Consider the following 14,072-nt stretch of genomic DNA (forward strand, 5'->3'; position numbering starts at 1 on the left):
CGCGGGTGCGCCGAGCGGCCCAGGCCCTGGCGGGCGATGAAGCCCCGCCGCTTGCCGCCATCGCGGCGGACCATGGCTACGCCGACCAGGCGCACTTCGGCCGCGAATGCCGGCACTGGCTGGGACAGACGCCCTCCCGGCTGCGGGCATCGAAGGACCTGCTGGCCTCCGTGCAGTCCAGCGGCTACGGCTGAACGCTGCCTTGCCATCGGCCACATCGAACCAGCCGCGTTGAACGGCGCAGCGCCGCCCAAGCGCCGCCCCCCCGTCAGTTGCCCGCGCCCATCGGCGTGCACAGCTCCACCAGAAAGCCGTTGCAGTCGTGCACATAGGCCACCGTCTGGCCCCAGGGCATGGACTCTGGGGCCTGCACCAGGGTGGCGCCGGCCTGGATCGCGCGGTCCACGGCCGCGGCGACATCGGCCGTGGTGAAAGCGATCTCGCACTGGGGCGCGCCCGCCACCGCCCGCTGCGGGTTCTTGCCCAGCTGGGCCATCAGCTGGAGCGACGAGAACGCCAGCGCGGTGGCGCCGGTCTCCATCTCGCCGAAATCGCCCGCCTCGTGCACGAAACGGCGCGAAAGACCGAACGCGGCCTCGTAGAAAGCGACGGTGCCGGGCACGTCCTCGACGTAAAGAATGGTGTAGCCGAACTGCATGGGGTCTCCTTCAGCAAAAGACAGGGTGGATCGAACGTGCCCGCAGCATAGGCGGCCTTTTCCGTGCGGTCTGGAAGAAATCCGACATGGGCCGTCATCCCGGCCGGCGCACCCGGCCCGGCCATCGGGCTGCGCCACGGCACCCCCCGCGGCCTACACTGGCAGGCCCGGTGGCGCCGCAGGCAAGCCTTTTGCATGCCGGCCTGCACCGCTCCCGCCAACCCCTCTCACCCTTGTCCGGCCCCACACACCATGCTCGACCTGCTCATCCACAACGCCATCCTGCCCGATGGCCGCACGAACGTTTCCGTGGCCGTGCAGGACAGGCGCATTGCCGAAGTGACCGAGGGCCTGCAGGCCCCGGCGCACGAGACCGTCGATGCGGGCGGCCTGCTGCTGAGCCCGCCGTTCGTCGATGCGCACTTCCACATGGACTCGACGCTGAGCTACGGCCAGCCGCGCGTGAACGAGAGCGGCACGCTGCTGGAGGGCATTGCGCTGTGGGGCGAACTGAAGCCCCAGTTGACGCACGAGGCCATCGTGGAGCGGGCGATGCACTACTGCGACTGGGCGGTGGCGCGCGGCCTGCTGGCCATCCGCTCGCACGTGGACACCAGCGACCCGCGGCTGCTGCCCGTGCACGCACTGCTGGACGTGAAGCGCCGCGTGGCGCCCTACCTCGACCTGCAGCTCGTCGCCTTCCCCCAGGACGGCGTGCTGCGCGCCGCGGGCGGCCTGGACAACCTTCAGCGCGCGCTGGACCTGGGCGTGGACGTGGTGGGCGGCATTCCCCATTTCGAACGCACCATGGCGCAGGGGGCGGAGAGCGTGCGCATCCTGTGCGAGCTGGCCGCCAACCTGGGCAAGCGGGTGGACATGCACTGCGACGAGACGGACGACCCGCTCTCGCGCCACGTCGAAACGCTGGCCTTCGAAACGCAGCGCCTGGGCCTGCATGGCCGGGTGACGGGCTCGCACCTCACCTCCATGCACAGCATGGACAACTACTACGTGAGCAAGCTCATCCCCCTGATGGCCGAGGCGCAGCTGGGCGTGGTGGCCAACCCGCTCATCAACATCACCCTGCAGGGCCGCCACGACACCTACCCCAAGCGCCGCGGCATGACCCGCGTGCCCGAGCTGATGGCCGCGGGCCTGACGGTGGCCTTCGGCCACGATTGCGTGATGGACCCGTGGTACGGCGGCGGCAGCGGCGACATGCTGGAGGCGGCCCACATGGGCCTGCACGTGGGGCAGATGACAGGCCAGCAGGCCATGCGCCAGTGCTTCGAGGCAGTGACCACGAACCCGGCCCGGCTGCTGGGCCTGGAGGGCTACGGCCTGCAGGCCGGCTGCCATGCCGACTTCGTGCTGCTGCATGCGCGCGATCCGGCCGAGGCGATCCGGCTGCGCGCCACGCGCCTGGGGGTGTGGCGGCGCGGCCGGCGGGTGGCGGGCAGCCCGGCGCCCGTGGCGGCGCTGCATCTGCCCGGCCGACCCGGTCACGCGGACTTCCTGCTCGGCTGAAGGGCGCGCGGGCTGCGCCGCCGCAGCCCGGTTTCACGCTGGCCCTGTTGCCTTATTCAGCGGCGGGGGGCGCCGCAGGCGGTGCGCACGGGGCTTCGGCCGAGACCGGATACCCCACGATGTCCGTCAGCGCCGGATAGCCGCTGATGGCGTACGACGCCAGCCGACCGCCCATGGTCGCGCCCTCGGCGCTGCCCACGTTCAGCCCGGTGTAGATCCAGTCGCCCGCCAGCACGAGGTTGCTGAAGCCGGACTCCCAGGCCTTGAGCCGCGCGGCGGTGCTGCCCGGCGGGCTGATCACATAGCGCTCGGACGGGTCGATGTTGGCGCGCCAGAACTGCTGGTCAAAGCGCTGCACGCCCAGCCCGGCATTGGCCGGGTCGTGGTCCTGCAGCAGGCTGAAATCCATGCCCGTCGGGTCACCCGGGGGCGAGACCACGTTGGTCGTGGATTTCGGCAGCAGCGGTCCCATGCACACCTGCAGGTACTGGATGCACTGGGCTTTCACCCGGGCGTGGGCCCGTGCGGGGTAGCCGGTGTCGGTCAGGGGCGGCGGCGGCTCGTAATCGGCCATGGCGCCCGAGAAGTACCACAGCGATTTGGGCATCTGGCTGGCCGGCCACGACTCCCACTGCAGCAGGTGGGTGAAGTCCACCTGGCCATCCAGCGGGTTCATGTAGGTGGCGCCGATCACCGTGTCGGTGGGGTTTTTGAGGGGAATGTCCCAGCCCAGGTCGGTGGTGCTGCGGTTCAGCCAGACCTGCATGGTCTGCGTCTGCACAGTGGGCACCTTCTCGACCATCGCGCGCCATTCGGGACGCGCGGCCAGCAGCTCCTTGCACAGGTAGGGCACGGCGCCCACCGCGATGGCCAGCATCACCTGGTCGAAATCTTCGCCGGCCTTCAGGGTCTTCTGGCCCACGTTCTTCCAGGGCGTCCAGTAAGACTCCAGTTCGATGTCCTGCTCGCGCAGCGCATCGCCCTCCACCAACTGGTCGTAGCAGGGGCCGGACGGCCAGGATGGCAGGCCCTCGACCGGCACGAGCGGCTCGTAGGGCGCATCCGGCTTCACCAGGGTGGCCTGCACGCCCATCTCCACGGCAGCCACCGATTGGCCGTCCGCCGACAGCGCGAGGTTCTCGACCTTGTGGAAGAACTCGAACTGCACGCCGCGCTGGCGCAGCACCAGGTACAGCGGCGCGATCACCGTCTCGCCCGTGCCCGCCGCGAACAGCCAGGCGAACGCACCCATGTACGCATAGCTGCGCAGCGACCAGTGCAGGTAGGCGCCTGCCGCCATGCTGGCGGTGCGGGCCGTGTCGCCCTGCGGGTACTGGTAGGACAGGTTCACCGTGTTGAGCGCGAGCGGGGACGACACCGTCATCACCGAAGCGCCGTGGCGCGCCAGCCAGTCGCTGAAATTCTCGTTGTCCACCGCGTCGAAGCCGCGCTCGATGATGCGGTCGGCCAGCACGCCGCGCACGATGGCCATCAGGTATTCGAGCAGGATGTACAGGCGCCGCAGGTCGTCGTTCTCGTCGATCAGGCTTTTGAGCCGCGCGTGCAGCCAGTCCCACACCTCATCGAGCGCGGGGTGGCTGGTGCCCAGCTCGGCGTTCTCGTCGAGGATCGCGGTCTGCAGACGCTCCAGGATGTCCTGGCCGGCGCGCAGCTCCAGCTTGTGGATCTCGCTCAGGCCGGGCGTGGCCTCAGGGTCGATCAGTCCTTGCGTGGTCTCGATCAGCCCGCCGATCCACTGGCGGATGGTCTGCAGCGACGAGGCATCGTCCGGGGTCAGCGAATTGGTCGGCACGGTCATGGGCCAGCGCTTGAAGCCGCCGTTCTCGAACTCCCACATCAGCACGAAGCTCTCGGGAATGAAGGCCTGCTCGAACGTGGCCAGCTTGGCGTCCGCCGGGCGGCCCAGGGCCTTGTAGCAGTCGGCCATGATCGGCAGCGCGTTGTAGTAGCTACCCAGGAACCCGTGGATGCCGTGCTCCTCGATGCGGTTGTTGGGCCCCCGCTTGGTGGCGCACTTGCCGCCGAGCCGCCAGCCCATCTGGTACACCGTGATGGCGTATTTCTCCTGCCAGCCGGGTTGGCTGGTCAGTTCGTAGGCCGCCGTCAGGGCGGCCAGGCCGCCCCCCAGGATGGCGATTTTCTGGGGTGCATTCGCTTCAGACATACCGTTTCCCTCTCTCTTTTGGATTGCCGATGGTTGGGTTTCTCGTGGACGACCGGGTGGATGCGCGCCTCACTCGCTCCAGCCCGCCTGGCGCAGGCAGTCGGTGTAATGGTTCAGATGCTCGTCATGCACGAAAGGGTGGCCGGCCTTCAACGCCTGCAGGGAGTACGGGCCGAACTTCTGGGCCTGCCGCAGGGTCTGCTGCCCGTCCTCCGGGCGGCCGGACGCGACCTGGCACGCGGCCAGCAGGTAGTGGTTGAAGAACCAGTCCGGGCGCTTGGACAGCGCCTGCAAGGCGAAGCCCAGCGCAGCCTGGTAATCGCCCTCGATGAAGCTCGCCAGCGCCCGTGTGCGAATCCACAGGCTCAGGTGCGGATCGAGCGGGCTGGCCTCGCAGGCCTGCAATGCGTAGCTCGCGGCCTCCTGCGTGCGCCCGCAAAACGCCAGCAAACGCCCCAGTTCGCCCGCCGCCGCGGCGAACTGCGGATAGATCGACAGGGCGTGCTCCTGCTCGGAAATCGCCTGCGGAAAATTGCGCGAGAACGAAAGCACCGTGCCCAGCGTGAAATGGGCGAAGGCGTCGGTGTCGTCGTGGCTCACCGCCTGCAGGGCATGGCGGTTGGCTTCGGCGATGTCCATGCGGGCGGATTCGGACCAGCCGGCCCACACCCGCGACATCAGGATGAATGCCAGCAGGGCCAGGGCCGGGGGATCGTCGGGCTTGGTGTCCAGCGCCTTTTGCGCGAAGTACTCCGCCTTCTCCATGTGGTCGCGCGTGGAGCGCCAGAAATGCCAGCGCGCGCGCATCAGCAGTTCCCAATGCTCGCGGTCGCGGGGCGTGGTCTGGCTGCTGACCCATTCCTCGCGCCGCAGGTACACCGGCTCGATGGCGCTCACGATGGCGGCCGATATCTCGTCCTGCACCTGAAAGAGGTCGTCCACCGGCCGGTCGAAGCTTTGCGCCCAGATGGTTTCATTGCGCGGCCCGTCGATCAGCTCCGCGGTCACGCGCAACCGGTTGCCGTTGAACCGGATCAGGCCTGACACGAGGTAGCGCACGCCCAATTCCTGGCTGATGGTGCCATTGGGTGGCAGCGGATGCCGGTAGCTCACCGAGGAGCTGCGGGCGATCACGTACAGCCAGCGCGAGCGGGAAAGGCGGTTGATGATGTCCTCGGCCATGCCGTCGGCCAGGTAGCCGTCTTCGGCCAGACCACCCGCCACACCGAACGGCAGCACCGCCACCGAGCGGGAGGCGCTGGACACCATGGCGACCGGCAGCGGCTCAGGCACCTGGGTGCCACTGGCCACCGGCGCGACACGCGCGACGAACCGGTAGCCCTGCCCCGGGATGGTCATGATCAGGTCGGAGCCCAGCAGCTTGCGCAGCGAGGACACATGCACCTGCAGGTTGTTTTCCTCCACCACCATGCCCGGCCAGACGAGGTTGAACAGCTCCGATTTGGTCACCAGCGCGCCGGCTTTGTGGACCAGGGCGCACAGCACATCGAAAGCGCGGGCTCCCAGCAGGACAGGCTTACCGTGGGCCAGCAACTGGCGCTCGTGGACCCTCAGCGTGAAGTGGGAAAACGTGAATTCAGTGGTCATGGCCCGCAAGTTCTTGTCGCCTCTAACAACCCAGCCTCCCCGGCGGGTCTCTCACTCTACACCAAGATTGTTTCAGAACGCTTCAGGTTTTCCAAGGCCGCTTTAAGGGCAATAAAAGGGGGCGAAGAACAAAATCCGCCCACTCATGAATCGCAACCGAGGGGGATTTTTAAGCGGCGTTAAAAGCGCCATTAAAAAAATAATCGAGGGGCATCATGAGAAAGCAACCGGCCACGCAATCTTGCTGAAGCCGGTATTTTGTTCAGAGAAAACAAACCCTCTAGGAAACATAATGTCCGACTGTAATTGCAACCAAAACGGCGCCCAAGACGACTCGACCCATGTGCCGAACTTCACGGCCGTGGGTTTCGCCGAGGGCAGCAGCCACGCACCTGCACTGCTCAGCAACGCTGCCGCCGGTCCCAACCTGGAAGGCGTGGAAGCCCTGAAGCTGTCCGTCTGCGTGGGCGCCAGCTACAACCCGGCCACCAACCAGATCTGCTTCTCGGTGCCGATCTACGGCAACCTGTGCATTACCTCTCCGATCCGCATTCCCGTCGGTGGCCAACTGAAGGCCTGCGCCCAGACTTGCGGCTCTTTTATCCCCACGGGTCTGAAAGTCACCATTTACCTCAACGGCAATCCCATTTTCAGCGGCACGGTGGTGGGCCGCTGCTGATTTGCCACCAAGGGAGGGGCCGAATCAAAAATAAAATCAATTCGGCCATTTTTCATTACGCAGGAGAAAAACCATGGCTTCATGCAGCCCTTTCAATGTGAGCTTCACGGGCAGCGCCCAGGACCTGTTCGTCAAGATCGCCGCCCTCATTCACCAGAATGGCGGCGTCATCTCGGGCGGTCCCGCGGGTGGCAGCTTTTCGGTGGGCACGCCACTGGGTACGGTGGCTGGCACGTTTTCGGTGAACGGCCAGACCTGCACCGTGACGATCACCCAGCGGCCGTTCTTCCTGCCCTGCAGCACCATCCAGTCGTTCGTGCAGTCGCACATTCCGACCGTGGTGCAGTCCAACATCCTGGACTTCTGAAGCGTCTCCTGGCGCATTGAAAAAGCCGCCCCGGCCTCACGGCCGGGGCGGCTTTCTTTTTGGAAGGCAGGCGTGCCGGAGGCGCTCAGCCCGCCAGCGCCACGAACACGTTCTGCACGTCGTCGTTGCCGTCGATGGCGGCCAGGAACGATTCGACCTCCTCCAGTTGCTCCGCGCTGAGATTGGCCGGGTTCACCGGGTTCTTGGGCCGGTAGCCCAGCTTGGCCGACAGCACCGTGAACCCCTGCGCCGGCAGCGCGCGGCACACCAGGTCCAGGTCGGTGGGATCGGTCCAGAACGTGGTGTTGCCCTCTTCCTCGCCAGGCTCGAAATCCTGAGCGCCCGCCTCGATGGCGGCCATTTCGGGGTCCGCATCGGCAGACGCCGGCTCGGCCTCGATGATGCCCACATGGTGGAAGTCCCAGGCCACGGAGCCGGACGTGCCCAGTTGGCCCTTGCGAAAAAGCACCCGCATTTCCGGCGCCGTGCGGTTCACGTTGTCGGTGAGGCACTCCACCATCACCGCCACCTGGTGCGGGGCGAAGCCTTCATAGATCACGCGCTCGTAATTGACCGCATCGCCGGACAGGCCCGCGCCCTTCTTGATGGCGCGCTCCAGGGTGTCCTTGGGCATGGACACCTTGCGGGCCTGCTCCACCACCAGGCGCAGCCGCGCATTGCCCGCCGGATCGGCGCCGCCGCGCGCCGCGACCATGATTTCCTTGACCAGCTTGCCGAACAGCTTGCCCTTGGCATCCGCGACCTGTGCCTTGCCCTTTGCTTTCCACTGCGCGCCCATCGTGACGATTCCTTGGTTTGCGGCGCTCCAGGCGTCCCGCGTCGTTGATTGATTGATTGATCGATTGGTTGGATGGGCCGGGCGACGGCATGGGAGGAATGCCCCCCGCGCCCGCATGCGCTGCACGGGCGCCCGACCCGGAGGGCATCGGTTATACACCCGCGACCCCGCGCCGCCGCGGTTACCGCCACCCTTGAGGCGAAAAAGAGCCCACGCCGGGGTTTTGATTGCCCTGGTAGCTATCAAATCAATAGCATCGAACGGCGCGGTGGCTCACCGCCCCTTTTTGTCCACCGAACCACCCGGCCTGCGGCTTGCCGCCGGCCCCGGCCTGGAAGCCGACCGCAGCGCGGCCTCCCACGCCCGGCCGGCCCACTCCACCGCTTCGGCCGGGCCTTCGTACATTTCCGCCGGGGCCTGCCGGTACGAAAGCGCCACCGGGCGGCCATGGCGCTCGTAGACGAAAGGCTGCAGTCCAAGGGCGTCGAACACCGGCGCGGTGAGCGCGTCGGCCTTGAGGTACAGCGCATCGTTCACCACCAGCGCCAGCATGTGGTCTTCGTGAAAGACGCCCCAGCCGCCGAACATGCGCCGCAACCGTATGGAGCCCCAGGGCGCGAAGACCCCAGGGAGTTCCTGGGCGAAGGCACTCACGGGAGCGGAAGGCGGCTTTTTCATCGGAGAGGCGTGCAGCGGTTCGGGAGGGAGAAATACGCCCATTGTGCGGGGCTCGGCGATGTTCCACATCGACCCGCGAACTGTTCCGCAACGGAACACCCGTTGCGTCACGGCGCGCAACCGCGTTCTATACGGTTTTGAACGAATCGAAGAGAAATCGGGCACCACCGCCTTCCCCGCTTGGCTTTCTTGCTATCCATTTTGACGGCTTGCCTGCCCTGACCCGGCTGGCACGTGCATTGCGCCAACAAAGAGGCCCGCGCCGCCCCGGTGGCGTGGAACACCCCAACCGACCACAGGAGACACGCACCATGAACATGGCAGAAATCGCCAGCCTCGGCATCGCCAACCCTTACAAGAAGCAGTACGGCAACTACATCGGCGGGCAATGGGTGCCGCCCGTCGACGGACAGTATTTCGAAAACACTTCGCCGATCAACGGCCAGGTGTTCACCTCCATCCCCCGCTCCAACGACAAGGACATCAACGCTGCGCTGGATGCCGCCCACAAGGCCAAGGCCGCCTGGGGCAAGACCTCCACCACCGACCGGGCGAACGCCCTGCTGAAGATCGCCGACCGCATGGAAGCCAACCTGCTCACCATCGCGGTGGCCGAGACGCTGGACAACGGCAAGCCGCTGCGCGAGACCATGGCCGCCGACATTCCCCTGGCCATCGACCACTTCCGCTACTTCGCCGGCTGCATCCGCGCGCAGGAAGGCGGCATCAGCGAGATCGACCACGAAACCATGGCCTACCACTTCCACGAGCCGCTGGGCGTGGTGGGGCAAATCATTCCGTGGAACTTCCCGATCCTCATGGCGGTATGGAAGCTCGCACCGGCCCTGGCCGCCGGCAACTGCGTGGTGCTCAAGCCCGCCGAGCAGACGCCCGCCTCCATCCTGGTGCTGCTGGAACTGGTGGGCGACCTGCTGCCGCCCGGCGTGGTCAACGTGGTGAACGGGTTCGGCCTGGAAGCCGGCAAGCCGCTGGCCAGCAGCCCGCGCATCGCAAAAATAGCCTTCACGGGCGAGACCACCACGGGCCGGCTCATCATGCAGTACGCCAGCCAGAACATCATCCCCGTGACGCTGGAGCTGGGCGGCAAGAGCCCCAACGTGTTCTTCGAAGACGTGATGGCGGCCGACGATGGCTTCTTCGACAAGGCGCTGGAAGGCTTTGCGATGTTCGCGCTCAACCAGGGCGAGGTCTGCACCTGCCCCAGCCGCGCGCTGGTGCAGGAATCGATCTACGACAGGTTCATGGAACGCGCCTTGAAGCGCGTGGCGGCCATCAAGCAGGGTCACCCTCTGGACAAGAGCACCATGATCGGCGCGCAGGCCTCGCAGGAGCAGTTGGAGAAGATCCTCTCGTACCTGGACCTGGGCAAGCAGGAGGGCGCGCAGTGCCTGATCGGCGGCGAGCGCAACCAACTCGACGGCGACCTGGCCGGCGGCTACTACGTGAAGCCCACGGTGTTCAAGGGCCACAACAAGATGCGCATCTTCCAGGAGGAGATCTTCGGCCCCGTGCTGTCGGTGACCACCTTCAAGACCGAGGAAGAGGCGCTGGAGATCGCCAACGACACGCTCTACGGCCTGGGCGCCGGCGTGTGGAGCCGCGATGGTGCACGCGCCTTCCGCATGGGCAAGGGCATCCAGGCCGGGCGCGTGTGGACCAACTGCTACCACCAGTACCCTGCGCACGCGGCCTTCGGCGGCTACAAGCAATCGGGCATCGGCCGCGAGAACCACAAGATGATGCTGGACCACTACCAACAGACCAAGAACCTGCTGGTGAGCTACTCGCAGGCGCCGCTGGGCTTCTTCTGATCGCTTGATCTGCATCAGCCCAGCCACCGGGTGTCGGGCCTACCGTGAAGGCCCGACACCCCGTTGAACCCGCTGCACATCCGCTGCAGACGAAAGGATTTCCCCACCCATGACCGCCAAGACCATGAAGGCCGCTGTCGTTCGCACATTCGGCCAGCCGCTCACCATCGAGGAAGTGCCCGTGCCCACGCCTTCGGACGACCAGATCCTCGTGAAGATCGAGGCCTCCGGCGTGTGCCACACCGACCTGCACGCCGCGGAAGGCGACTGGCCCGTCAAGCCGAACCCGCCGTTCATACCGGGCCATGAGGGCGTGGGCTTCGTGGCCGGCGTCGGCAAGAACGTCAAGCACGTGAAGGAAGGCGACCGCGTGGGCGTGCCCTGGCTGCACTCGGCGTGCGGCTACTGCACGCATTGCATGGGCGGCTGGGAGACACTGTGCGAGTCGCAGAGCAACACCGGCTATTCGGTCAACGGCGGCTTTGCCGACTATGCCCTGGCCGATCCGAACTTCGTGGGCCACCTGCCCAAGGACATCGGCTTCGTGGACATCGCGCCGGTGCTGTGCGCGGGGGTCACGGTGTACAAGGGCCTCAAGGTGACCGACACCAAGCCCGGCGACTGGGTCGTCATCTCGGGCATCGGCGGCCTGGGCCACATGGCCGTGCAGTACGCCAAGGCCATGGGCCTGAACGTGGCGGCCGTGGACGTGGAGGACGACAAGCTCGACCTCGCCAGGCAACTGGGTGCGAGCGTGACGGTGAACGCCAAGACCACCGACCCCGCCGCCTACCTGCAAAAGGAGATCGGCGGCGCCCACGGCGCGCTGGTGACGGCCGTGTCGCCCAAGGCCTTCGAGCAGGCCCTGGGCATGGTGCGGCGCGGCGGCACGGTGGCGCTCAACGGCCTGCCGCCCGGCAACTTTCCCCTGCCGATCTTCGACATGGTGCTGCGCGGCGTGACGGTGCGCGGCTCCATCGTGGGCACGCGGCTCGACCTGCAGGAGTCGCTCGACTTCGCCGCCCGCGGCCAGGTGAAGGCCACCGTGGCCACGGAAAAGCTCGAGAACATCAACGACGTGTTCGACCGCATGCGCCAGGGACAGATACAGGGGCGCATCGTGCTGGACATGGCTGCGGCCTGATCCCCATGAACACGCCGGCCGCTCCCTCCACCCCGGTACCCGCCCCGGAGACCGGGCCCGTGGGCCGCGTCTCTGCCACGCCGGCGGCCGTCGCGCTCATCGAGCGCCTAGTCGCGCAGCACGGCCCGCTCATGTTCCACCAGTCGGGGGGGTGCTGCGACGGCAGCGCGCCGATGTGCTTCGCGCTGGGGGAGTTTCTGCTGGGCGATTCGGACGTGCTGCTGGGCGAGATCGCGGGGACGCCCTTCTACATGAGCCGCTCGCAGTTCGCCTACTGGGAGCACACGCACCTCATCATCGATGCGGTGCCCGGCAACGGCGGCATGTTCTCGCTGGAACGGCCCACGGGCCTGCGCTTTCTCACACGGTCGCGGCTGTACAGCGACGCGGAATGGGAGGCTGTCAGCGCGCTCGGGCCGCCGACGCAGGGGCCTCGGGCCTGACCGCGGCCTGCGCCGCCTTGAGGTGCCGGTACACGGTATTGCGCGACACGCCCAACGCACGCGCCGAGGCCGATACGTTGCCGCCATGGGCCGCGAGTGCCTGCGCCAGGGCCGCTGCGGTGGTATCGCCCAGGCGCGGCACGGCGACGGGGCTGCGCGCCACCGGGGGACTGCCCGGCATTGTTGTAGCCGCCGGGACGGTAGCTCCCTTGGCCGCGTTGCCAGTGCCGTTGGCATGGGCCAGCAGCAGGTCGCAATCCTCCAGGAAATCCTCGGGCAAATGCGCCCGCTGGATCACCCCGGCCTCGCCCCGCGCCATCAGCGCCGCGGTGCGCAGCACGCTGCTCAACTGGCGCAGGTTGCCCGGCCAGGCATGCGCGGCGAACAGCGCCATGGCCTCGGGCGCGACGCGCGGCACCGCGCTGGCGGGGGCGTCGGCCTGCGCACGCAGAATGCGCTCGACGATCACGGCCAGGTCGGTGCGCTCGCGCAGCGCGGGCAGCCGCACCACGAGCCCGTTCAGCCGGTAATACAGGTCGTCGCGGAAGGTGCCCTGCGCCATCATCTCGCGCAGGTTTCGGTGCGTGGCGCAGACCACGGCCACATCCACCGGCACCTGCCGCGCGGCGCCCAGCGGCGAGACGCTGCGCTCCTGCAGCACGCGCAGCAGGCGCGCCTGCATCGACAGCGGCATGTCGCCGATCTCGTCGAGGAACAGCGTGCCGCCATGGGCCTGCACGATCTTGCCGGGATGGCCCTTGCGCCGTGCGCCAGTGAAGGCGCCTTCGTCGTAGCCGAACAGCTCGGACTCGATCAGCGTCTCGGGAATCGACGCGCAATTGACCGCCACGAAAGGGCCGCCCTGCCGCGGCCCGTCCTGGTGGATGGCGCGGGCCAGCAGTTCCTTGCCCGTGCCGGTCTCGCCCAGGATCAGCGTGGACACGTCGCTGCCCAGCAGCCGCGTGACCCGGTCGATCACCTGGGCGAGCTGGGCATCGCCCGTGTCCAGGTAGCGCAGGCTGGACAGCCGGGCCGGCTTCGCCGGTCGTGGCCGGGCGGGCAGCGCGCCCGGCGCATCGCCCTCCCCTGGCTGGATCGCCGTTGGCGCCCCGGCCCCGTCGGACCGATCAGACCGATCGGGCCCATCGCCCGGATCGACCCAGGGCAGCAGCGTGCCCGAGCGCGGCCGACCCTCCACCAGCGCCTGCACCGCCACGCCGCCGGGCAGCTGCAGGCGCAGCGGCTCCGGAACGGCCTGGCGGGCATGCGCGAGCAGCGCCGCCATGGGCATGCCAAACAGCGAAGAGAACGTGTGCGCCTGCAACGCATTGGCCGACATGCCCAGCTGGAACTGCCCGCTGCGGTTGGCAGCGAGGAACCGCCCGTCCGGCGTGAACGCGGCCAACCCCTCCACCAGCGTGCCGAGGAACTCCTGTCGCGCATGGAAGCGTAGTCGCACGGCGTCTTCGAACACCTTGCCGAACAGGTGGTTCTCCACCATCTTGGCCGACATGCGCACCAGCGCCATGGTGTGGGCGCTCTGGCTGCGGTGGTCGCCGCTCACGTCGAGCGCGCCGATCACATGCCCGTGCGGGTCGAGGATGGGCGCGCAGGAACAGGTCAGGAAATGGTTGGCCTGCAGAAAGTGCTCATTGCCGTTGACCTGCAGCGCCTCGCCCAGCGCCAGGGCCGTGCCGATGGCATTGGTGCCCTTGCTGCGCTCGGACCACGCCGCACCGGGGCGCAGGGCGACCCGGCTCGCCCGGTCCAGGAACTCGTCGTCGCCCAGGGCGTGCAGCACCACGCCCTGCGCATCGGTCAGCAGCACCATGCTCTGCGTGCCGGCGATCTGGGCCGACAGCGTTTCCATCACGGGGCGGGCGTGGGCGAACAGCGCTTCGTTGCGGGCCACCATCCAGGCCAGGGCTTCGGCATCCAGGGGCCGCAGGTCCGCCGACTCGTGCCGCCGCAGGCCGAAGGCGGTGGAGCGCTCGTGCGCCTGCGTGATCCGCTGCGCCGCCGAAGCGGCCACCTCGCCCGGCGTCGGGCCGGGCGCACCGAGGAATGCGTTCGTCTGCATGCTGTCTCCTTGGGGCTCTGTCATCGCCCGGCGCTGCGTGGCGCCAGGGTGTTGCTTGGGCGACTGGCACCT

13 protein-coding genes are annotated in these 14,072 nt (G+C 67.6%); 7 read left to right on the forward strand and 6 right to left on the reverse strand.

The features are described 5' to 3' along the window. The first annotated feature begins 5 nt into the window (after window positions 1–5). Window positions 6–194, forward strand: coding sequence for a helix-turn-helix domain-containing protein (locus M5C96_RS14030; RefSeq protein ID WP_272563787.1), 189 nt, complete (start codon window positions 6–8; stop codon window positions 192–194). Between the two features lie 74 nt (window positions 195–268). Here the strand turns inward: M5C96_RS14030 and M5C96_RS14035 are convergent, their stop codons facing one another. Then, window positions 269–658, reverse strand: coding sequence for a VOC family protein (locus tag M5C96_RS14035; RefSeq protein ID WP_272563788.1), 390 nt, complete (start codon window positions 656–658; stop codon window positions 269–271). 252 nt (window positions 659–910) lie between these two features. On the opposite strand from M5C96_RS14035, the gene M5C96_RS14040 reads away from it, so the two are divergent. Next, window positions 911–2,185 (forward strand): amidohydrolase family protein, encoded by a 1,275-nt coding sequence (locus tag M5C96_RS14040; RefSeq protein WP_272563789.1) that lies wholly within the window; start codon window positions 911–913, stop codon window positions 2,183–2,185. A 52-nt stretch (window positions 2,186–2,237) separates the two neighbouring features. Here M5C96_RS14040 and M5C96_RS14045 read toward each other — a convergent pair whose 3' ends face one another. Further along, on the reverse strand, window positions 2,238–4,370 hold the full coding sequence (locus M5C96_RS14045) for an NAD(P)/FAD-dependent oxidoreductase (protein ID WP_272563790.1): 2,133 nt from the start codon (window positions 4,368–4,370) through the stop codon (window positions 2,238–2,240). Window positions 4,371–4,439: 69 nt separating this feature from the next. Further along, window positions 4,440–5,978 carry a winged helix-turn-helix domain-containing protein gene (locus tag M5C96_RS14050; protein ID WP_272563791.1) on the reverse strand — a complete coding sequence of 513 codons (1,539 nt, stop codon included), beginning with the start codon at window positions 5,976–5,978 and terminating at the stop codon, window positions 4,440–4,442. 145 nt (window positions 5,979–6,123) lie between these two features. Here M5C96_RS14050 and M5C96_RS14055 point away from each other — a divergent pair, with 145 nt between their 5' ends. Next, entirely contained in the window at window positions 6,124–6,657 is a 534-nt protein-coding gene (locus M5C96_RS14055; protein ID WP_272563792.1) for a hypothetical protein, read from the forward strand. Between the two features lie 73 nt (window positions 6,658–6,730). Next, window positions 6,731–7,024 (forward strand): hypothetical protein, encoded by a 294-nt coding sequence (locus M5C96_RS14060; RefSeq protein WP_272563793.1) that lies wholly within the window; start codon window positions 6,731–6,733, stop codon window positions 7,022–7,024. A gap of 85 nt (window positions 7,025–7,109) precedes the next feature. On the opposite strand, the gene M5C96_RS14065 is transcribed toward M5C96_RS14060, so the two are convergent. Together M5C96_RS14065 and M5C96_RS14070 are read right to left on the reverse strand one after the other, a co-directional pair. After that, window positions 7,110–7,823 carry a YebC/PmpR family DNA-binding transcriptional regulator gene (locus M5C96_RS14065; protein ID WP_272563794.1) on the reverse strand — a complete coding sequence of 238 codons (714 nt, stop codon included), beginning with the start codon at window positions 7,821–7,823 and terminating at the stop codon, window positions 7,110–7,112. Window positions 7,824–8,096: 273 nt separating this feature from the next. Next, window positions 8,097–8,477 carry a TfoX/Sxy family protein gene (locus M5C96_RS14070; protein ID WP_272563795.1) on the reverse strand — a complete coding sequence of 127 codons (381 nt, stop codon included), beginning with the start codon at window positions 8,475–8,477 and terminating at the stop codon, window positions 8,097–8,099. Window positions 8,478–8,812: 335 nt separating this feature from the next. Here M5C96_RS14070 and adh point away from each other — a divergent pair, with 335 nt between their 5' ends. The 3 genes from adh (at window position 8,813) to M5C96_RS14085 (ending at window position 11,920) form a co-directional block, all read left to right on the forward strand. Then, on the forward strand, window positions 8,813–10,333 hold the full coding sequence (gene adh, locus M5C96_RS14075) for an aldehyde dehydrogenase (protein WP_272563796.1): 1,521 nt from the start codon (window positions 8,813–8,815) through the stop codon (window positions 10,331–10,333). A gap of 109 nt (window positions 10,334–10,442) precedes the next feature. Then, entirely contained in the window at window positions 10,443–11,477 is a 1,035-nt protein-coding gene (gene adhP / locus M5C96_RS14080; RefSeq protein WP_272563797.1) for an alcohol dehydrogenase AdhP, read from the forward strand. A gap of 5 nt (window positions 11,478–11,482) precedes the next feature. Continuing rightward, complete coding sequence (locus tag M5C96_RS14085; RefSeq protein WP_272563798.1) at window positions 11,483–11,920, forward strand: DUF779 domain-containing protein; 438 nt, start codon at window positions 11,483–11,485, stop codon at window positions 11,918–11,920. Here the strand turns inward: M5C96_RS14085 and M5C96_RS14090 are convergent. Then, window positions 11,880–14,000 (reverse strand): sigma-54-dependent Fis family transcriptional regulator, encoded by a 2,121-nt coding sequence (locus M5C96_RS14090; protein ID WP_272563799.1) that lies wholly within the window; start codon window positions 13,998–14,000, stop codon window positions 11,880–11,882. The two genes, M5C96_RS14085 and M5C96_RS14090, sit on opposite strands and share 41 nt — an antisense overlap. Between the last annotated feature and the right edge of the window lie 72 nt (window positions 14,001–14,072).

This window comes from Acidovorax sp. GBBC 1281, from assembly GCF_028473645.1.
Lineage (GTDB): Bacteria > Pseudomonadota > Gammaproteobacteria > Burkholderiales > Burkholderiaceae_C > Paracidovorax.

Coding starts and splice junctions, on each gene's coding strand:
- M5C96_RS14035 (WP_272563788.1), bottom strand. CDS start 658: ATGCAGTTCGGCTACACCATTCTTTACGTCGAGGACGTGCCCGGCACC.
- M5C96_RS14040 (WP_272563789.1), top strand. CDS start 911: ATGCTCGACCTGCTCATCCACAACGCCATCCTGCCCGATGGCCGCACG.
- M5C96_RS14045 (WP_272563790.1), bottom strand. CDS start 4,370: ATGTCTGAAGCGAATGCACCCCAGAAAATCGCCATCCTGGGGGGCGGC.
- M5C96_RS14050 (WP_272563791.1), bottom strand. CDS start 5,978: ATGACCACTGAATTCACGTTTTCCCACTTCACGCTGAGGGTCCACGAG.
- M5C96_RS14055 (WP_272563792.1), top strand. CDS start 6,124: ATGAATCGCAACCGAGGGGGATTTTTAAGCGGCGTTAAAAGCGCCATT.
- M5C96_RS14060 (WP_272563793.1), top strand. CDS start 6,731: ATGGCTTCATGCAGCCCTTTCAATGTGAGCTTCACGGGCAGCGCCCAG.
- M5C96_RS14065 (WP_272563794.1), bottom strand. CDS start 7,823: ATGGGCGCGCAGTGGAAAGCAAAGGGCAAGGCACAGGTCGCGGATGCC.
- adh (WP_272563796.1), top strand. CDS start 8,813: ATGAACATGGCAGAAATCGCCAGCCTCGGCATCGCCAACCCTTACAAG.
- adhP (WP_272563797.1), top strand. CDS start 10,443: ATGACCGCCAAGACCATGAAGGCCGCTGTCGTTCGCACATTCGGCCAG.
- M5C96_RS14085 (WP_272563798.1), top strand. CDS start 11,483: ATGAACACGCCGGCCGCTCCCTCCACCCCGGTACCCGCCCCGGAGACC.
- M5C96_RS14090 (WP_272563799.1), bottom strand. CDS start 14,000: ATGCAGACGAACGCATTCCTCGGTGCGCCCGGCCCGACGCCGGGCGAG.